This window comes from Mesorhizobium sp. B2-3-11, assembly GCF_006442215.1.
Classification (GTDB): domain Bacteria; phylum Pseudomonadota; class Alphaproteobacteria; order Rhizobiales; family Rhizobiaceae; genus Mesorhizobium; species Mesorhizobium salmacidum.
In genome coordinates this window covers 474761-492097 of record NZ_VFVS01000001.1, presented here as the reverse complement: position 1 = coordinate 492097, position 17337 = coordinate 474761, and the positions used below count along the sequence as shown (strand labels likewise).

At 62.1% G+C, this 17337-nt stretch carries 21 protein-coding genes; 15 read left to right on the top strand and 6 right to left on the bottom strand.

Features of this window, described 5'->3' with window-relative positions:
* Nucleotides 1-218 precede the first annotated feature (218 nt).
* The 3 genes from FJ960_RS02615 to clpA all read left to right on the top strand — a co-directional run bounded on the left by FJ960_RS02615 (nt 219) and on the right by clpA (nt 3607).
* Nucleotides 219-548 carry a phasin family protein gene (locus FJ960_RS02615; RefSeq protein WP_027142601.1) on the top strand — a complete coding sequence of 110 codons (330 nt, stop codon included), beginning with the start codon at nt 219-221 and terminating at the stop codon, nt 546-548.
* Between the two features lie 254 nt (nt 549-802).
* Entirely contained in the window at nt 803-1132 is a 330-nt protein-coding gene (clpS, locus tag FJ960_RS02610; RefSeq protein WP_010909565.1) for an ATP-dependent Clp protease adapter ClpS, read from the top strand.
* 6 nt (nt 1133-1138) lie between these two features.
* Nucleotides 1139-3607, top strand: a complete 2469-nt coding sequence (clpA, locus tag FJ960_RS02605) for an ATP-dependent Clp protease ATP-binding subunit ClpA (RefSeq protein WP_140505493.1) — start codon at nt 1139-1141, stop codon at nt 3605-3607.
* Nucleotides 3608-3803: 196 nt separating this feature from the next.
* On the opposite strand, the gene FJ960_RS02600 is transcribed toward clpA, so the two are convergent.
* The 5 genes from FJ960_RS02600 to FJ960_RS02580 all read right to left on the bottom strand — a co-directional run bounded on the left by FJ960_RS02600 (nt 3804) and on the right by FJ960_RS02580 (nt 7113).
* Nucleotides 3804-4235: an HIT family protein gene (locus FJ960_RS02600; RefSeq protein WP_140505492.1), complete on the bottom strand. Its 432-nt coding sequence runs from the start codon at nt 4233-4235 to the stop codon at nt 3804-3806.
* Between the two features lie 78 nt (nt 4236-4313).
* Nucleotides 4314-4526: a hypothetical protein gene (locus tag FJ960_RS02595; protein WP_140711684.1), complete on the bottom strand. Its 213-nt coding sequence runs from the start codon at nt 4524-4526 to the stop codon at nt 4314-4316.
* Nucleotides 4527-4638: 112 nt separating this feature from the next.
* Nucleotides 4639-5850 (bottom strand): GNAT family N-acetyltransferase, encoded by a 1212-nt coding sequence (locus FJ960_RS02590; RefSeq protein ID WP_140711682.1) that lies wholly within the window; start codon nt 5848-5850, stop codon nt 4639-4641.
* Between the two features lie 55 nt (nt 5851-5905).
* On the bottom strand, nt 5906-6634 hold the full coding sequence (locus FJ960_RS02585) for a glycerophosphodiester phosphodiesterase (protein ID WP_140711681.1): 729 nt from the start codon (nt 6632-6634) through the stop codon (nt 5906-5908).
* A 14-nt stretch (nt 6635-6648) separates the two neighbouring features.
* Nucleotides 6649-7113: a RidA family protein gene (locus FJ960_RS02580; RefSeq protein ID WP_140711679.1), complete on the bottom strand. Its 465-nt coding sequence runs from the start codon at nt 7111-7113 to the stop codon at nt 6649-6651.
* A 139-nt stretch (nt 7114-7252) separates the two neighbouring features.
* Between FJ960_RS02580 and FJ960_RS02575 the strand changes: the two genes are divergently transcribed.
* The 5 genes from FJ960_RS02575 (at nt 7253) to tsf (ending at nt 10990) form a co-directional block, all read left to right on the top strand.
* The gene (locus FJ960_RS02575) at nt 7253-8083 is read left to right on the top strand and encodes a cell envelope integrity EipB family protein (RefSeq protein ID WP_027142607.1); all 831 of its coding nucleotides are present in this window, start codon (nt 7253-7255) and stop codon (nt 8081-8083) included.
* Nucleotides 8084-8114: 31 nt separating this feature from the next.
* Nucleotides 8115-8393 carry a DUF4031 domain-containing protein gene (locus FJ960_RS02570; RefSeq protein WP_027142608.1) on the top strand — a complete coding sequence of 93 codons (279 nt, stop codon included), beginning with the start codon at nt 8115-8117 and terminating at the stop codon, nt 8391-8393.
* Nucleotides 8390-9001, top strand: a complete 612-nt coding sequence (locus FJ960_RS02565; protein WP_140711677.1) for a LysE family translocator — start codon at nt 8390-8392, stop codon at nt 8999-9001. Before FJ960_RS02570 ends, FJ960_RS02565 begins: the two co-directional genes overlap by 4 nt.
* A gap of 176 nt (nt 9002-9177) precedes the next feature.
* A complete protein-coding gene (rpsB, locus tag FJ960_RS02560) occupies nt 9178-9960 on the top strand; it encodes a 30S ribosomal protein S2 (RefSeq protein WP_140505484.1) in 783 nt (260 codons plus the stop codon).
* 109 nt (nt 9961-10069) lie between these two features.
* A complete protein-coding gene (gene tsf, locus FJ960_RS02555) occupies nt 10070-10990 on the top strand; it encodes a translation elongation factor Ts (protein ID WP_027142611.1) in 921 nt (306 codons plus the stop codon).
* 13 nt (nt 10991-11003) lie between these two features.
* Here the strand turns inward: tsf and FJ960_RS02550 are convergent, their stop codons facing one another.
* Nucleotides 11004-11939 carry a LysR family transcriptional regulator gene (locus FJ960_RS02550; RefSeq protein ID WP_140711675.1) on the bottom strand — a complete coding sequence of 312 codons (936 nt, stop codon included), beginning with the start codon at nt 11937-11939 and terminating at the stop codon, nt 11004-11006.
* A 112-nt stretch (nt 11940-12051) separates the two neighbouring features.
* Between FJ960_RS02550 and FJ960_RS02545 the strand changes: the two genes are divergently transcribed.
* The 7 genes from FJ960_RS02545 to FJ960_RS02515 all read left to right on the top strand — a co-directional run bounded on the left by FJ960_RS02545 (nt 12052) and on the right by FJ960_RS02515 (nt 17325).
* Nucleotides 12052-12480 (top strand): nuclear transport factor 2 family protein, encoded by a 429-nt coding sequence (locus FJ960_RS02545; RefSeq protein WP_140711673.1) that lies wholly within the window; start codon nt 12052-12054, stop codon nt 12478-12480.
* Nucleotides 12481-12542: 62 nt separating this feature from the next.
* Entirely contained in the window at nt 12543-13070 is a 528-nt protein-coding gene (locus tag FJ960_RS02540; RefSeq protein WP_140505476.1) for a nuclear transport factor 2 family protein, read from the top strand.
* Between the two features lie 35 nt (nt 13071-13105).
* A complete protein-coding gene (locus FJ960_RS02535) occupies nt 13106-14215 on the top strand; it encodes an aldo/keto reductase (RefSeq protein WP_140711671.1) in 1110 nt (369 codons plus the stop codon).
* Nucleotides 14216-14367: 152 nt separating this feature from the next.
* Nucleotides 14368-15090 (top strand): UMP kinase, encoded by a 723-nt coding sequence (gene pyrH / locus FJ960_RS02530; protein ID WP_027142616.1) that lies wholly within the window; start codon nt 14368-14370, stop codon nt 15088-15090.
* A 101-nt stretch (nt 15091-15191) separates the two neighbouring features.
* Nucleotides 15192-15746: a ribosome recycling factor gene (frr, locus tag FJ960_RS02525; RefSeq protein ID WP_027142617.1), complete on the top strand. Its 555-nt coding sequence runs from the start codon at nt 15192-15194 to the stop codon at nt 15744-15746.
* Nucleotides 15747-15778: 32 nt separating this feature from the next.
* Nucleotides 15779-16513 (top strand): isoprenyl transferase, encoded by a 735-nt coding sequence (locus FJ960_RS02520; RefSeq protein WP_140711669.1) that lies wholly within the window; start codon nt 15779-15781, stop codon nt 16511-16513.
* Nucleotides 16510-17325: a phosphatidate cytidylyltransferase gene (locus FJ960_RS02515; RefSeq protein ID WP_140711667.1), complete on the top strand. Its 816-nt coding sequence runs from the start codon at nt 16510-16512 to the stop codon at nt 17323-17325. The genes FJ960_RS02520 and FJ960_RS02515 overlap by 4 nt, the downstream gene beginning before the upstream one ends.
* The last annotated feature ends 12 nt before the right edge of the window (nt 17326-17337 follow it).

The following is a 17337-nucleotide window of genomic DNA, read 5'->3' as shown; positions in this document are numbered from 1 at the left end:
AGCTAGCGGGGCAGCGTTACCAATCCGTTTATGGTAACCGCCGCGTTCACCATTTTCTGGCGGTTTGAGCCTTCCTTTATTTGAATTTTAGCCATTGCCGCCGCCAGCGCGGCCGCGAGCCTCCGAATTCTTGACTTTTGTGCGCCGCACAATATATATATGCATTGCACAACGGCGCTCGGGGCAGGGCGCGTCAACCGTCCAGGGAGAGTACGAAAATGACCCAGACCTATGAGGACTTCAGCAAATACGGCAAGGAGTTCACTGACACCGGATTGAAGAGCTTCGCCTCTTTGTCCAAGGGCGCGCAGGCGATCGCCACCGAGGCCGGCGAATACACCAAGAAGAGCCTCGAAGCCGGCAGCGCCGCGGTCGAGAAGTTGTTCTCGGCCAAGTCGCTGGACAAGGCGATCGAGATTCAATCCGACTATGCCAAGCAGTCCTACGAGGCGTTCGTTGCCGAGGCCACCAAGATTGGCGACCTCTATGCCGAACTCGCCAAGGAAGCCTACAAGCCTTTCGAATCGATCGTTGCCAAGGCGAAATAATTTTCGCCCGAGAATTCCAGATCCGGCCCTTTGGGCGCGGGACAAAACCCGGTCGTGGAAACGCGGCCGGGTTTTTTCATGTCAACGCTTCACGATCGCGAAATTCCGCCAAGTTGGTCACCTAGCCATATTGTCAGCTAACCAGAAGGGCTTAAAATCGTCCATCGAACACCTACATGTGAAACTCGCATGAGGATTCGAAGAGGCAGGAATACGTGACGATCGGTTTGACTGCCACGAGACGAGTGGCGCGGATGCAAAACGGCGGCGGCGACGGCAATGAGGCCGGCCGCGGGACGGCCGTCATCACGCGCACCAAAACCAAGACCAAGAAGCCCAGCCTTTACCGGGTCCTCATCCTCAACGACGACTACACTCCGATGGAGTTCGTGGTTCACGTGCTGGAGCGTTTTTTCCAGAAGGACCGCGAAGCTGCCACACGCATCATGCTTCATGTTCACAATCATGGAGTGGGCGAGTGCGGGGTCTATACATTCGAGGTGGCCGAGACCAAAGTGTCTCAGGTCATGGATTTCGCCCGACAGAATCAGCATCCGCTGCAATGCGTGATGGAGAAGAAGTGAGGTAACATGCCGGCTTTCTCCCAAGGCCTGGAAAAGGCGCTTCATCAAGCGCTGACGCTCGCCAACGAGCGGCACCATGAATATGCAACCCTTGAACACCTGCTGCTCGCGCTCATCGACGACACGGAGGCGGCCGCCGTCATGCGCGCCTGCAACGTCGATCTTGACGAACTGAAGCATACCGTTCTGACCTACATCGACACCGAGCTCGACAATCTGGTCACCGGCTACGATGAGGATTCCAAACCGACCGCCGGTTTCCAGCGCGTCATCCAGCGCGCGGTGATCCATGTGCAGTCATCTGGCCGCGAGGAAGTGTCGGGTGCCAACGTGCTCGTCGCCATCTTCGCCGAGCGCGAAAGCCATGCCGCTTATTTCCTGCAGGAACAGCAGATGACCCGCTACGACGCGGTCAACTACATCTCGCATGGCATCGCCAAGCGTCCGGGCGCGTCCGAGAGCCGCACCCCGCGCGGCGCCGATGACGAGCAGGGCGGCCAGAACGGTGCCGAGCCCCAGGAGGAAGGCGGCAAGAAGAAGCAGCAGCAGGACGCGCTGACCGCCTATTGCGTCAACCTCAACAACAAGGCCAAGGCCGGCAAAATCGATCCGCTGATCGGCCGCGAGAGCGAGATCAACCGCACCATCCAGGTGCTGTGCCGTCGCTCCAAGAACAACCCGCTCTATGTCGGTGATCCCGGCGTCGGCAAGACGGCGATCGCCGAAGGCCTGGCCAAGCGCATCGTCGAGGGCGACGTGCCGGAAGTCCTGCACAATGCCACCATCTTCGCGCTCGACATGGGCACGCTTTTGGCCGGCACGCGCTATCGCGGTGACTTCGAGGAACGGCTGAAGCAGGTCGTCAAGGAGCTCGAGGACTATCCGGGCGCCGTGCTGTTCATCGACGAGATCCACACGGTGATCGGTGCGGGTGCTACGTCAGGCGGCGCCATGGATGCGTCGAACCTGTTGAAGCCGGCTCTGTCATCGGGTGCGATCCGCTGCATCGGTTCGACCACCTACAAGGAGTTCCGCCAGTTCTTCGAGAAGGACCGCGCGCTGGTGCGGCGCTTCCAGAAGATCGACGTCAACGAGCCGACCGTCGAGGACGCCATCGAGATCATGAAGGGCCTGAAGCCCTATTATGAGGAATTCCACAAGGTGAAGTTCACCAACGAGGCGATCAAGGCCTCGGTGGAGCTGTCGGCGCGCTACATCAACGACCGCAAGCTGCCGGACAAGGCGATCGACGTGATCGACGAGACCGGCGCCTCGCAGATGCTGGTGCCGGAGGCCAAGCGCAAGAAGACGATCGGTATCAAGGAGATCGAAGCGACGATCGCCACCATGGCACGCATCCCGCCGAAAACGGTTTCGGCCGATGACGAGAAGGTGCTGCAGGGCCTGGACATCGAGCTCAAGCGCGTCGTCTACGGCCAGGACACCGCCATCACCGCGCTGACCTCGGCGATCAAGCTGGCGCGTGCCGGCCTGCGCGAACCGGAGAAGCCGATCGGCTCCTACCTGTTCTCAGGTCCGACCGGCGTCGGTAAGACCGAAGTCGCCAAGCAGTTGGCCGCCTCGCTCGGTGTCGAACTGATCCGTTTCGACATGTCGGAATATATGGAACGCCACACCGTCTCGCGGCTGATCGGCGCGCCTCCCGGCTATGTCGGCTTCGACCAGGGCGGCCTTTTGACCGACGGTGTCGACCAGCATCCGCACTGCGTGCTGCTGCTCGACGAGGTCGAAAAGGCGCATCCGGACCTGTTCAACATCCTGTTGCAGGTGATGGACCACGGCAAGCTGACCGACCACAACGGCAAGCAGATCGACTTCCGCAATGTCATCCTGATCATGACCACCAATGCGGGCGCATCCGATGCGCAGCGCGCGGCGATCGGTTTCGGTTCGACCAAGCGCGAAGGCGACGATGTCGAAGCGATCAACCGGCTGTTCACGCCGGAATTCCGCAACCGTCTCGATGCGATCATTCCGTTCGGCTCGCTGCCGGTGCCGGTCATCCATCAGGTGGTGCAGAAGTTCGTCATGCAGCTGGAAGCCCAGCTTTCCGAGCGTGGCGTCACCTTCGACCTGTCGCCGGACGCGATCGCCTGGCTCGCCGACAAGGGCTATGACGAACGCATGGGCGCGCGTCCGCTCGGCCGCGTCATCCAGGAGCACATCAAGAAGCCGCTGGCCGACGAGGTGCTGTTCGGCAAGCTCAAGAAGGGCGGCACGGTGCGCGTCACCGTCGAGAAGAAGGAAACCGGCGAGACCGGCCTCAAGCTCGAATCGCTCGCCGACGAGGCGCCGGTGAAGCCGAAGAAGGAAGAGCCGGAAGACGCGCCGAAGCCATCCAAGGCCGTGGCCAGGAAGCCTGCGGCAAAGAAGGTCGTGGCGCAGAAGCCCGAGCCCAAGGGCAAGGACGGCGGCAAGCGCAGCCTCGTGCCGCAACTGCCCAGAAAGAACTGAGCCTGACAAAAGTTGAAGAGAGCCCCGGAAACGGGGCTTTTTTCATTGGGACGACGACGTGGCGCGTTCAGGAAGTCGAGCATCGCCCGGGCCCTTGGGGAGGCTTCTGCCTAAGGACTGATGCAACGCCCCCGCCCGAGCGCGATCGAACGGCTCACGCGAGCGGCCGGTTCTCTCCGCGAAATGATGCGCGGAATCAGCTTCCCAGCGCGGCGCGGATCTTGTCTGCGTTCCGCGCCAGCACTTCCGGATTCTCCATCGCGCCCGTATGCGGCTTCAGCGGGATGCTGTCGAAGCGCGGGATGACATGCACGTGAAGATGATAGACGGTCTGCCCCGAAGCAGGTTCATTGAACTGCATGACGGTGACGCCGTCGGCGTCAAATGCTTTGCGGACGGCCCGCGCCACTTTCTGGACCACCGTGAAAAGCGGGCCGAACGTTGACGGATCGGCGTCGAGCAGGTTGCGCGACGGCACCTTCGGCATCACCAGTGTATGCCCCGGCCCCTGCGGCATCACATCCATGAAGGCCACGACCGCTTCGTCCTCATAGATGCGGTGCGAGGGTATTTCGCCGCGCAGGATCTTTGCGAAGATGTTGTCGGTGTCGTAGGCGGTCTCAGTCATGGCGAACGCTCCGGAGTTTGCCTTGACGTCCGGTGTAGCGAAGCCACCTCCGAGCGGCAAGACGAAGCTGCGGGGCGATCAGCCGAGATCGACCATGGTGGCGTCTATGAGCGCGCGATGGAAGCGTCTTTTGCGCGACGACGCGCTGTCGAAATAAGGTGCGGCGCGGTCGTTCAACAAGGCGGCCCGTGTCGCGGACACCCTGTCGAGCGGAAGCCCGCCGGCCAGCAAGATCAGCGTCGACAGGAAGGCGCAATCGAGGACCCGCGGGGCAGCAACATCGTGCGACAATCTGCAGTTTAGGGCTTCAATGGCGTAGACTTGCGCGCCCATGCCCGAGGCATGGCCTGGCGGGGTCCTGCCGCGGGGTAAACAGCGTCGGCAGGCGTGTCGAAAAAGCCTGCTATCCCTCGAGATCTTTGCGGAACGGGGTATGTTCTTCCAGGTATTCGCCCATCCGCGCCACCTCGCGCCGCTCGCGCCCGAGATAATCGGCGACCGCTTTGCGCAGGCCGGGGTGGGCAATGTAATGCGCCGAATGCATGGTCACCGGCCGGTAGCCGCGCGCCAGCTTGTGCTCGCCTTGCGCGCCTGCTTCGACCACCTTCAACTTGCGTTCGATGGCGAAGTCGATGGCCTGGTGATAGCAGACCTCGAAATGCAGGTAGGGATGATCCTCGATGCAGCCCCAATTGCGGCCGTAGAGCGCGTCGGAGCCGATGAAGTTGATGGCGCCGGCAATGTAGCGCCCGTTGCGCCTGGCCATCACCAGCAGGATGTCGTCCGCCATGCGTTCGCCGATCAGCGAGAAGAACTGACGGTTCAGGTAGGGGCGGCCCCATTTGCGGCTGCCGGTGTCCATGTAGAAGGCGAAGAAGTCGTCCCAGGCCTTTTCGGTCAGGTCCTTGCCGGTCAGCCAGTCGATCGTGATGCCATCGGCGAGCGCTTCGCGCCGTTCTTTCTTCATCGCCTTGCGCTTGCGCGAGGCAAGCGTGGCGAGGAAGTCGTCATAGGTGGAAAAGCCTTCGTTGAAGAAATGGAATTGCTGATCGGTGCGATGCAGGAAGCCCGCGGCCTCCAGCGTCGCGACGTCGCTCTCTTGCGCGAAGGTGACATGCGCCGAGGATATGCCGAGCTTGTCGGTCACCATTTTGAGCCCGGCGGCAAGCCCGGCCTTAACCGCGTCCTGATCCTCGCCCTTGCCGACCAGCAGGCGAGGGCCGGTGACCGGCGTGAACGGCACGGCACTTTGCAATTTTGGATAGTAACGGCCGCCGGCGCGCTCGAAGGCATCCGACCAGCCGTGATCGAACACATATTCGCCCTGGCTGTGCGACTTGAGATAGCAGGGAATAGCGCCGAGCAGCCTGCCTTGCGCGGTTTCCAGCCGCAGGTGATGGCCTTGCCAGCCAGTGCGCCGCACGGCGCAGCCCGAATCCTCCAGAGCGCTCAAAAAAGCGAATGAAGCGAGTGGGTTATATCCGGCCGCGTCGCCGCGCGTGGTTCCGGCAAAGCCGTTCCATTCATCGCAGGTAAAGGCGCCTATGCCCGCGGCGATCCGGATCGAATAGCCCGCATTCGCCGATTGTCCGTCGCAGTCGTCGCCCTGATCCATGAGGCTTATTTAAGCTCCATTCGGGCCGCTACAAGTCACGTTTCGGGCACCCTGCTCAGGCGACTTTGACCAGGTCGGGTTCGAAACCTTCGAACGTCATCTGGTCGGCATATCTAAAGGTCAGGTCGACCGCCGGCTGGTCATGCACCGTCCAGGTGATGACAGGCATTTTGAGCTTTTCGCGCACGAAGCTGACAAACGGGTTCGGCAGATCGCCGGCGGCATAGGAGGTAAAGGAGAGTTCGTGCGCCAGCATGGAAAAATGTGCTTCGATCAGCTTGGCGTCCTTGCCATAGGCGGTCAATCCAGCCGGAATGCCGGGCGCGTGCCTGGGGAAATCGCGGATCAGCCAGTGATCAAACGACATGATCGCCGCCTTGCCCTTGTAGCGCTTCAGCATCTTGCCGACGCGCGCCACTAGGCCCCCATCGCGACCGGGAGTTCCTTTCAGCTCGACGACCATGGGCACGCGGCCGTCGACGAGGTCGAGCGTTTGCTGCAGCGTCGGCACGTGATCCGCCGTGCCGCCGACCTTGAGCGCGGTAAGTTCGGCCGCGCTGCGTTGCCAGACGAAACCGTCCTGACCTGTCAGCCGTTGCAGATCGTCATCATGGATGACGATGGGAACGCCATCCGACGACAGATGCACGTCGCATTCGATCGCGTAGCCGCGTTCGGCCGCGGCGGCGAAGGCGGAAAGCGTGTTTTCCCAGCGCGACTTGTTCAAGTCGTGAAAGCCGCGATGGGCAACCGGCCGGGCAGTCAGCCAGGAGAGGTCGGTCATGTCCGCACCTTCACTCATTCGACTTCAAAGATCGCTTCGATTTCCACCGCGGCATTAAGCGGCAGGGAGGCGGTGCCGACGGCGGAGCGTGCGTGCTTGCCGCTTTCGCCAAGCGCGGCAACCAGGAAATCGGAGGCGCCGTTGGCGACCAGATGCTGTTCGACGAAGTCGGTGGCCGAAGCCACGAAGACGGTGATCTTCACCAGACGGCGAATCTTCTCGAGGTCGCCAAGTGCCGCCTTGGCTTGCGCCAGGATGTTGATGGCGCAGTATTTCGCGGCGTCCTTGCCGCTTGCCGTGTCGACGTCGCGGCCGAGCAGACCCCTCGCCTGCAGCTTGCCGTCCTTGAGCGGCAATTGTCCCGCCGTGAACAGCAGATTGCCGGTCCTGCAATAGGGCACGTAGTTGGCGGCAGGCGCGGCGGCAACAGGAAGCGTCACGCCGAGATCACTTAGCCGCTTTTCGATTGTTTCACTCATTGCTTTTCCCTATTGCTGGAAGGTGCCGCGCTAGCCGGGCCGAAATTGCTATTTTTGCCTCGCTTCCGCCACGACTTTTTTTAAGCTGGACCATCTTTCCCTGCGGCCCTGCCATCAGCCGCGACGATTGGAGTACCTCATGCGCGCAGCGCGCCTTGCATTCCACGCCGTTCTGTTGTCGGCGCTGTTCCCTGTGGGCTCCGCTTTCGCCGTACCGGCGCTGCAGGCGCATCGCGCCGTCTACGATCTCACCCTCAAGAAGGCGGATGATCGATCCGGCATTACCGGTATCACCGGCCGTATGGTCTACGAGTTCAACGGCTCGGCCTGCGAAGGCTACACGGTGAAATTCCGTTTCGTCACGCAGATCGCGACCAGCGACAACACGAAGCTGACCGACCAGCAGACCACCACCTTCGAGGACGCGGAAGGCAAGGTGTTTTCTTTCGTAACGAAGTCCTTCGTCGACCAGAACCTCGACAAGGAGGTCAAGGGCGTCGCGACAAAGAATGCCAAGGGGCTGAAGGTCGATATCGACAAGCCGGAGAAGAACAGTCTTGAACTCGCGGCCACCCAGTTTCCGACCCAGCATCTGGTCGAGTTGATCGGCAAGGCCGAAAAAGGCGAAAACTTCTATCAAACCAACCTGTTCGACGGGTCGGAGGACGCCAACAAGGTGATGACGACCACGGTTGTCGTCGGCAAGAAGACCGAAGCCGACAAGGCCGATCCGGAAGCGCCGGCACTGGCGAAGCTTGCCACCGACAAATATTGGCCGGTCGACATCGCCTATTTCGACGACAGTGCCCAGAAGGGCGAGGAAGTGCCGGAATACCGGATCAGCTTCAAGCTGCATGAAAACGGCATCACCCGTGATCTCGTCATGGACTATGGCGACTTCTCCATGACCGGCAAGCTGGTCAACCTGTCGCTGTTCGACCAGACAAAGCCTTGTCCCGTATCGAAGTAGCAGTGATGCGCAAGTGAGCTGGCCGGGCTTGATGGCGGTCTATGTCGATGCGGCGATCTGGAAGTGGGCAGGCCATCGCTGGTGCCATTTGATGGCCGACGACACCGAAGAGCTGCATCGGTTCGCATCCCGGCTTGGCGTGAAGCGCTCGTCCTACCAGGGGCCGCCCAGGACATCGGCGCCACACTATGACATAACCGGTTTCGAGCGCGACCGCGCGGTGCGGCTCGGCGCCATCGAATGCAGCCGCGAGGAGATCGTCGCGATCTTCAGGCGCGTGCGGGTACCCAACGGAAAGGCCCGGTCATGACACCAACGGCATTTTTCGCGTATTGCGCAGCCGTCACACTCGCCGCCGCCACACCGGGGCCAGCGATGTTCACGGTCATCACCAATGGCGTGTCGCGTGGTTTTCTTCGCGCCTTCATGGCCGGCGTGGGGGTCGCCGCCGGCGATGCCGTGCTGGTCACTCTGGCACTGCTCGGGCTGGTAGCCCTGGCCCAGACATTCGAATGGATATTCCTTCTGCTTAAATATGCAGGCGCCGCCTACCTGATTTTTCTCGGCATCAGGATGTGGCGGGCCTCGGCCACGCAACCGAACGGGCCGCAGACGGCACAGGCGAGATTGTCGCGGTTCTTCTTCCTTGGCGCGTCCATTGCGCTGGGGAACCCGAAGGCGATCCTGTTCCATGCCTCGATCATGCCGCTGATCCTCGATCTCGACACGCTGACGTTTGTCGATGGCCTGCTGGTGGTGGCCGTCGTCATCAGCGTCAATATCCTCACCATGGGTGTCTATGCGGTACTTGCGGGCCGGGCCTCAGGCTGGTTCAGGACGCCCGGGCGCATGCGACTGATGAACAGGTTCGCCGGCAGTGCCATGATAGGCACCGGAGCGCTGATTGCCGCACGCTGAGCGGAAAGCGTCACACGGCTTGCGTTTATCGCGCTTCCCCTCTATATGCCCGCTCATTCCACACACGGACTTTGGTGTCTGCCCGGGAGAAATCCGGCTGAAACCTCCGGTGGCGTTCGAGGACTTCGTCCAAAAAATGCCTGTGTCCGTGGAGGCTAACCGGAAAGGAAATGAGAATGGCACTGCCTGATTTCAGCATGCGCCAGCTTTTGGAAGCTGGCATTCACTTCGGCCACCAGACCCACCGCTGGAACCCGAAGATGGCGCCCTACATCTACGGCGCCCGCAACAACATCCACATCATCGACCTCTCGCAGACGGTGCCTTTGCTGCACCAGGCGCTGAAGCAGGTTTCCGACACCGTTGCCAAGGGCGGCCGCGTGCTGTTCGTCGGCACCAAGCGCCAGGCGTCCGACATCGTCGCCGATGCCGCGCAGCGTTCGGCCCAGTACTACGTCAATTCGCGTTGGCTCGGCGGCATGCTGACCAACTGGAAGACGATCTCGAACTCGATCCAGCGCCTGCGCAAGCTCGACGAGATGCTGGCCGGCGAGGCGCAAGGCCTGACCAAGAAGGAACGCCTGAACCTCGACCGCGAGCGCGAGAAACTCGACAAGGCGCTCGGCGGTATCAAGGACATGGGCTCGACGCCCGACCTGATGTTCGTAATCGACACCAACAAGGAAGCGATCGCCATCCTCGAGGCCAAGCGCCTGGGCATCCCGGTCGTTGCCATCATCGATTCGAACTGCGATCCGGACAAGATCGATTTCCCGATCCCCGGCAATGACGACGCGGCCCGCGCCATCCAGCTTTATTGCGATCTGATCGCCAAGGCCGCGATTGACGGCATCGCCCGTCAGCAGGGCGCGCTCGGCATGGATATCGGCGCTTCGGTCGAAGCTCCGGTCGAGCCGGCGCTCGATCCGGCTCCGGCGTCGGAAGCCCCAGAGGCTTGATAGTCGAAGGCCGGTTTGCGGCCTTCATCTTTCTCATATTTTGGCACGCTAAACAGACGCACCATCAAATAACGATGGTGCGTCGGTGCATTTAAACAAAGAGGCGACAATGAGCATTTCGGCTGCACAGGTCAAAGAACTCCGCGACTTGACCGGCGCGGGCATGATGGACTGCAAGGCGGCGTTGAACGAGACCAATGGCAACATGGAAGAAGCCGTTGACTGGCTGCGCAAGAAGGGCATCTCCAAGGCCGACAAGAAGGCCGGTCGCACCGCCGCCGAAGGCCTGATCGGCGTCGACAACGGCGTGCGCGAAGCCGCCGTCGTCGAGGTGAATTCCGAGACTGATTTCGTCGCCCGCAATGCCGCCTTCCAGGAAATCGTCGCCAACGTCGCCAAGGTGGCGCTTGCCTATGGCACGACAGAGGCTGTGGCCGCCGCGAAGTATCCGGGTTCGGACAAGTCGGTCACCGACACCATCAAGGACGCTGTCGGCACCATTGGCGAGAACCTGGGCTTCCGTCGCTCGGCCAAGCTGACCGTGCCGCATGGCGCGGTTGCGACCTACGTCCACAATTCGGTTGCCGATGGCCTTGGCAAGCTCGGCGTGCTGGTCGCGATCGAGACTACCGGCAACGAGCATGCCGCCAATGCCTTTGGCCGCCAGGTCGCAATGCATGTCGCCGCCACCAACCCGATGGCGCTGACCGCCGAGCAGATCGACCCGGCGGCGGTCGAGCGTGAGAAGGCAATCTTCTCCGACCAGGCGCGCCAGTCCGGGAAGCCGGAAGCCATCATCGAAAAGATGGTCGAGGGTCGCCTGCGCAAGTTCTATGAGGAAGTCGTGCTCTTGAAGCAGGCCTTCGTGCTCAACCCCGACATCACTGTCGAGAAGGCGCTGAAGGATGCCGAAAAGGAAATCGGCGCGCCGGCCAAGATCACGGCCTATCTGCGCTTCGCGCTCGGCGAGGGCATCGAGAAGGAAGAGTCCGATTTCGCCGCGGAAGTCGCGGCGGCGGTCAAGAAGTAAGCGTCCTACCGCTTTATTCCGACTGTGTTTTTCGGCCGGGCGTCCGCAGGGATGCCCGGCCGATTTCGTTTGCGGTATCGATAAACGCCCTGAGCTTCGGCGCCATTGCCGCGCGGCGCGGGAAGTAGAGGAAAAGGCCGGGTTCCTCGATCGCTGATTGCGGCAGAACCTGCACCAGGCGCCCGGCTGCCAGATCCGCGCGGGCCAGCGGCTCGAACATATAGGCGAGGCCGACCCCAGCGAGCGCCAGATCAATGGCGGCGAGCGAATCCGTCACGATGGCCGTACCGCTGGTTTCCATGACCACATCCTTGCCATCCTCGGTCAAATCCCAGCGATAGAGAGCCCCCGAGCGGACAAGCCGGTACCCGATGCAATTGTGGTTCGCGAGATCGGCTACTCGGCGCGGACGGCCACGTCGCCCGATATAGGCGGGAGAGGCGACGATGACGACTTTGAAGGGTTGCGTCAGGCGGATGGCAACCATGTCCTGCGCGATCATCTCGCCGAGCCGGATGCCGGCGTCGAAACCTTCGCCGACGATGTCGACCAATCCCTGATCGGCAAAAATCTCGACCGTAATGTCGGGATAGCGCTCGGCCATCGCGGCGGCGACCGGCGTCACCGCCAATGGAATCGCGATGTTGGAGGCGTTGATCCTGAGCAGGCCAGACGGCCTGCCCTTGTCGCTGCGGATGCGGTCCATCCGCTCGGCAATATCCTGGAGGGCAGGGGCCGCCGTTTCCACCAGCGCCTTGCCGGCCTCGGTGAGCGAAACGCTGCGCGTCGTGCGCGCAAACAGCGGCTGGCCGATACGCTCCTCGACGAGCCGCACCGCATGGCTGACCGCCGACGGGCTCATCCCGAGTTCCGCCGCGGCAAGTGCGAAGCCGCCGCGCCGCGCAACGGCTACAATGACAGGCAGGTGGGTGAGCAGGTCCCGGTCCATTCATGAACCATATCGCACGGTCCATGCAGATCATGCAATCTTATCGAGGAGGCAAAAGCGGATCATTTAAGACGGCATCGAACGGCAAGCATCAGACAGCAAGGAGCCTCCGATGTCCGACCTTCATTCCAGACAAGCCCGCAACCTCCAGACGGTACACAACTTCTTTGACCTGATGCACCGCAAGGATATCGACAGTTGGAGTGAACTCTGGGCCGAGGATGGCCGCATCATAGTCTTCTATCCGCTGGCGGGATTTGGCGACAGCATCGACGGCAAGGCAGCGATCGTGGCCGCCTTCAGGGGACTGTTCGGCAATTTCGAAACCTTCGAATCGCAACTGACGGCCATCTATCCCGCTGCGGACTCCGAAGCCGTGGTGGTCGAATACCGGAACCGCGCCGTGCTCGTCGGCGGCACTGAATACACCAACAGCAACATTGCCGTCTTCCATTTCGAGAATGGCCTGATCAGTGCCTATCACGACTATTTCGACCCGCGCCGCTTCCAGGTCGTTGTCGACGCGCTGTCAAAAGGCTGAAGGCGGACCTCCCCGACTGATCATCCGTCCGTTGCAAACCTATCCACCAAAGGAGAAGCGAAATGAATGCCTTGAAACACGTTACCTTCGCAGCAGGCCTTGCCTTGGCACCCGTCGATGCCGGTGGTGCCGAACCGACCGGCTGGCAGGCACTTGCCGATGAACGCGCCGTGATCCGTATCGCCGATGCCATCGACCGCGCCGTCGACGCGCAGGACTGGAAACGCGCGCGCAGCTATTTCGCGGATCGGGTCACCGCCGACTTCAGCAGCCTGTCCGGGCAGCCCGCGGCCAACATTGCCTCCGACGATCTGATCGGCGCCTGGGCCGGCAATCTCAAGGGCAGCAAGACCAGCCTGCACCTGCGCACCAATCACCAGGTCGTCCTCGAGGCGGACACGGCGACTGTTCTGTCGAACGGCTATGCCTGGAACCTGATGGAGGGCAATGGCGATCCACTCTGGGAAGTCTGGGGCACCTATGAGCACCACCTGACTCGTTCTGGCACCGCCTGGAAGGTCGATGGCTTCACCTTCCGCATGACGCATGAACGCGGCAATCCCTGGGTCAAGACGACCCCGGGCCAATGACGCCCGCATCAACCGGATCAGGATCGGAAAAGACAATGACGATGAGCTACTACACACTCGGCAACAGCGGCCTGCGCGTCAGCCGGCTGGCGCTGGGCACGATGACCTTCGGCACGGAATGGGGCTGGGGCGCGGACCGGGATACGGCGCGCGCGATGTTTGACGCCTATGTCGAGGCCGGCGGCAATTTCTTCGACACCGCCGACCTTTATACCGGGGGCACCGCCGAGACCTGGCTCGGTGAATTCGTGGCCGAGCGAGGCTTGCGCGACAAGGCGGTGATCGCCACCAAATTCACCATGAACTCGAACCCCGGCAATCCCAACGCCGGCGGCAATGGCCGCAAGAACATCATGCGTGCCGTCGACGCCTCGCTGAAGCGGCTGGGCACCGACTACATCGATCTCTATCTCATGCATATCTGGGACAGGCTGACGCCGGCCGAGGAAGTGCTGCGCACGCTCGACGATCTGGTTCGGGCAGGCAAGATACGTCACATCGGCCTGTCCGACGTGCCGGCCTGGTATGCCGGGCGGGCTCAGGCGATCGCCGAACTGCGCGGCTATGAGCCGATCTCGGCGTTGCAGCTCGAATACTCCCTGGCGGAGCGTGCCATCGAGCATGAATTCGTGCCGTTCGGGACACGTCATGGCGCCGGCATCATGGTCTGGAGCCCGCTGGCCAGCGGCCTGTTGAGCGGCAAATACCGGCCGATGCAAGCGGGCAATGCCGGCCGGCTCGACGGCTTCCGCAACACCACCCATCCCGGCTTCCAGAAATTCACGGATCACAACTGGGCTGTTGTGGCGGAGTTGGAAAAAGTCGCCGCCGAACTCGGCCGCGGCATGGCTCAGGTGGCGCTCAACTGGGTGGCGACACAGCCAGGAATCGCCACCGTCATCCTTGGGGCAACGAGACTTTCGCAGTTGCAGGACAATGTTGCCGCGCTCGATTTCTCGATACCGCCCGCGCTTCGCCAGCGGCTGGACAAGGTGAGCGGCACGCCTGCGCCGTTCCCGCATTCCTATTTCGGTCCCGAGATCCAGGTCCGTGTCGCCGGTGGTGTCGTGACCGGCGACAAGCCGTCCGGTTATGCATTGCCGGTCGTGGTCGAAGGCGAGGCTGTTGCCATCAGCAGCAACTGATCCAAAAAGCCTGGAATTTTGCACAAGGGCGCGGCGTGACATCGCCGCGCCCTTCGTGTATCCGGTCAACCCGTCATGACAGCACCGCCGGGCGAAGCAGGAGGCCTTTTTCGCCTTCAGAGCTTGCCGCGCCGGGATTTTCGAGGAACCAGATGACGGTGAAGCCCCTCTACCGACGTGTTCTGCTGAAAGCTTCGGGCGAAGCGTTGATGGGCGAACAGCATTTCGGCATCGATGTCTCGGTCGTCGACCGCATCGCCGGCGACATCGCCGAGGCGCGCGCGCTGGGCATAGAGGTGGGTGTCGTCATTGGCGGCGGCAATATCTTTCGCGGCGTGGCCGTTGCCTCCAAGGGTGGGGACCGCGTTACTGGCGACCATATGGGCATGCTTGCCACTGTCATCAATTCGCTGGCGCTGCGCACATCGCTGAACAAGATCGGCGTCGACGCCGTTGTGCTGTCCGCGATTGCCATGCCTGAGCTTTGCGAGAGCTTTTCGCAGCGCCAGGCGACCGCCTACATGAACCAGGGCAAGGTGGTGATCTTCGCCGGCGGCACCGGCAATCCGTTCTTCACCACCGATTCGGCCGCAGCGCTCCGTGCCGCCGAAATTGGCGCCGACGCGTTGTTCAAGGGCACGCAGGTCGACGGCGTCTATTCGGCCGACCCGAAAAAGGATCCAAGCGCGACACGTTTCGAGCGCATCAGCCATGCCGAAGTCATAAATCGCGGCCTTTCGATCATGGATACGGCTGCGATTGCACTTGCGCGCGAAAACAACATTCCGATAATCGTCTATTCGATCCACGAAAAAGGTGGTTTCGGCGATATTCTGAGGGGCGGCGGCCGCTGTACGGTCGTCGCGGACGAGTGATCCGGGCCCGATCCCGGGAAACCGGGTTTCGAAATCAGGCTCCAACACGGGGCCTTTGCCCGAAGCAGTGAACCCGCGGCAGACGGGTCGAGGAGACTAGAATGAGTGGTGAGTACGACGATCTCAAGCGGCGCATGGATGGGGCAATCGCGGCGTTCAAGCATGATCTGGCCTCGCTGCGGACCGGTCGCGCCTCCAGCAACCTGCTCGACGCGATCCAGGTGCAAGCCTATGGCACCACCATGCCGATCAATCAGGTGGCCAACGTCACCGTGCCTGAGCCGCGCATGATCTCGGTCTCGGTCTGGGACAAGTCGATGGTCGGCGCGGTCGACCGCGCGATCCGGGAATCCAATCTGGGCTTCAACCCGATCGTCGACGGCACCAATCTGAGGATTCCGCTGCCGGAGCTCAACGAACAGCGCCGCAAGGAACTGGTCAAGATTTCGCACGGCTATGCCGAGAACGCGCGCGTCGCCGCGCGCCATGTGCGCCGCGATGGCATGGATTTCCTGAAGAAGGCGGAGAAGGACGGCGACATCAGCGAGGACGATCAGCGCAAGCGTTCCGACCAGGTCCAGAAGCTTACCGACGAGACCATCAGCACCATCGATCATCTGCTTTCCGACAAGGAAGCTGAAATCATGCAGGTTTAGGGTTGGCCCTTGGCTGATCCGAAAGCGAGATCATGACAACGCCCGCGCATGTCGCGATCATCATGGATGGAAATGGACGCTGGGCCAAGGCGCGCGGTATGCCGAGGCTCGCGGGTCATCGCGCCGGCGTCGAGGCGCTGCGCAAGGCTGTGCGTGCCGCCCCCGGTCTCGGTATCTCCTTCCTGACCGTCTATGCTTTCTCGTCGGAGAACTGGTCACGGCCGAAGTCCGAGGTCAGCGATCTTATGGGATTGTTGAAGCTGTTCATCCGTCGCGACCTTGCCGAGCTGCACCAGAGCGGCGTGCGGGTCAGGATCATCGGCGACCGGGCAGGGCTGCAGGCGGACATCAGGGGGCTGCTCGAGGAAGCCGAATCGCTGACGATCCGCAACACCTCGCTGACGCTGGTGATCGCCTTCAATTATGGCGGGCGCGACGAGATCGTGCGCACGGCGCGCAAGCTCGCCGAGGCGGTGGCGCGCGGTGAAATCGACAGCGAGGCGATCACCGCCGAAAGCTTTGCCGGCTCTCTCGACACGCAAGGCATTCCCGATCCGGAGCTGGTCATCCGCACCAGCGGCGAGCTTCGCCTGTCCAACTTCCTCTTGTGGCAGGCCGCCTACAGCGAGCTCGTCTTCCTGCCGTGCTACTGGCCGGACTTCAATCGCGAGCACCTCGCCGAGGCTCTACGCGAATATGCCGGCCGCGAGCGCCGCTTCGGCGGACTGGACCCGCAAGACGTCGCGTCGCGACCGGCCGCGGGATGAGCAACCTTCAGCTACGTGTGATTTCGGCGGTCGTGCTCGCTATTGCCGCCCTTGGCCTGACCTGGCTTGGCGGCCTGCCTTTCCGGCTGCTGTGCACCGTCATGGCGGCAATGATCTTTTATGAATGGACACGCATGTCGCGGCCCGCCGCGGCCGACGGGCTTGGCTTCCTGCCGGAAGCGCTGATGGTCATTTTCGTCGGTGCCTTGATTGCCGGCCTGTCCGCATTGTGGCTGCTGCCGCTCGTGGTGATTCTGGTTGCGATAACGGCGACCACCGCGGGAATTCGCAGGATCGACCAGTGGGACGCTGGCGGCCTTGCCTATGCCTGCGTGTCGGGTCTGTCGCTTGCCCTGCTGCGCGACGACGACCATTCGGGCTTCGTCGCCATCCTGTTTCTGTTCGCGGTCGTCTGGGCGACCGACATCTTCGCGTATTTCGTCGGGCGCGCCGTCGGCGGGCCCAAACTGGCGCCGTCGATTTCGCCAGGCAAGACGCGCAGCGGCGCGTTCGGCGGGGCGGTCGGTGGCGTCGTCGCGGGACTTTTGCTGGCAGCCCTTGCCGGCGCCGGCAACCTGGCGTTGCTCGGCATTGTGGCGCTGGTGCTGTCCGTCGTCGCCCAGGCTGGCGACCTGTTCGAATCCTGGGTCAAACGGCGGCACGGCCGCAAGGATTCGGGCGTGCTCATTCCTGGCCATGGCGGCATCATGGATCGTGTCGACGGGCTTGTCGCGGCCGCTCTTGCCCTATACGTCATCGGTTGGATTTCGGCGGGCGCCGACCATCCGGCGCAGGGGCTGTTTGCCATTTGAATGGTGTCATTC

Excerpts from the sequence above, each read along its gene's own strand:
- FJ960_RS02575 (WP_027142607.1), top strand. The coding sequence starts at position 7,253 with ATGCGCGCAGCGCGCCTTGCATTCCACGCCGTTCTGTTGTCGGCGCTG.
- FJ960_RS02565 (WP_140711677.1), top strand. The coding sequence starts at position 8,390 with ATGACACCAACGGCATTTTTCGCGTATTGCGCAGCCGTCACACTCGCC.
- pyrH (WP_027142616.1), top strand. The coding sequence starts at position 14,368 with ATGACGGTGAAGCCCCTCTACCGACGTGTTCTGCTGAAAGCTTCGGGC.
- FJ960_RS02580 (WP_140711679.1), bottom strand. The coding sequence starts at position 7,113 with ATGAGTGAAACAATCGAAAAGCGGCTAAGTGATCTCGGCGTGACGCTT.
- FJ960_RS02615 (WP_027142601.1), top strand. The coding sequence starts at position 219 with ATGACCCAGACCTATGAGGACTTCAGCAAATACGGCAAGGAGTTCACT.
- FJ960_RS02515 (WP_140711667.1), top strand. The coding sequence starts at position 16,510 with ATGAGCAACCTTCAGCTACGTGTGATTTCGGCGGTCGTGCTCGCTATT.
- FJ960_RS02550 (WP_140711675.1), bottom strand. The coding sequence starts at position 11,939 with ATGGACCGGGACCTGCTCACCCACCTGCCTGTCATTGTAGCCGTTGCG.
- FJ960_RS02535 (WP_140711671.1), top strand. The coding sequence starts at position 13,106 with ATGACGATGAGCTACTACACACTCGGCAACAGCGGCCTGCGCGTCAGC.
- rpsB (WP_140505484.1), top strand. The coding sequence starts at position 9,178 with ATGGCACTGCCTGATTTCAGCATGCGCCAGCTTTTGGAAGCTGGCATT.
- tsf (WP_027142611.1), top strand. The coding sequence starts at position 10,070 with ATGAGCATTTCGGCTGCACAGGTCAAAGAACTCCGCGACTTGACCGGC.
- frr (WP_027142617.1), top strand. The coding sequence starts at position 15,192 with ATGAGTGGTGAGTACGACGATCTCAAGCGGCGCATGGATGGGGCAATC.
- FJ960_RS02540 (WP_140505476.1), top strand. The coding sequence starts at position 12,543 with ATGAATGCCTTGAAACACGTTACCTTCGCAGCAGGCCTTGCCTTGGCA.
- clpA (WP_140505493.1), top strand. The coding sequence starts at position 1,139 with ATGCCGGCTTTCTCCCAAGGCCTGGAAAAGGCGCTTCATCAAGCGCTG.
- FJ960_RS02600 (WP_140505492.1), bottom strand. The coding sequence starts at position 4,235 with ATGACTGAGACCGCCTACGACACCGACAACATCTTCGCAAAGATCCTG.
- clpS (WP_010909565.1), top strand. The coding sequence starts at position 803 with ATGCAAAACGGCGGCGGCGACGGCAATGAGGCCGGCCGCGGGACGGCC.
- FJ960_RS02585 (WP_140711681.1), bottom strand. The coding sequence starts at position 6,634 with ATGACCGACCTCTCCTGGCTGACTGCCCGGCCGGTTGCCCATCGCGGC.
- FJ960_RS02590 (WP_140711682.1), bottom strand. The coding sequence starts at position 5,850 with ATGGATCAGGGCGACGACTGCGACGGACAATCGGCGAATGCGGGCTAT.
- FJ960_RS02545 (WP_140711673.1), top strand. The coding sequence starts at position 12,052 with ATGTCCGACCTTCATTCCAGACAAGCCCGCAACCTCCAGACGGTACAC.
- FJ960_RS02570 (WP_027142608.1), top strand. The coding sequence starts at position 8,115 with ATGGCGGTCTATGTCGATGCGGCGATCTGGAAGTGGGCAGGCCATCGC.
- FJ960_RS02520 (WP_140711669.1), top strand. The coding sequence starts at position 15,779 with ATGACAACGCCCGCGCATGTCGCGATCATCATGGATGGAAATGGACGC.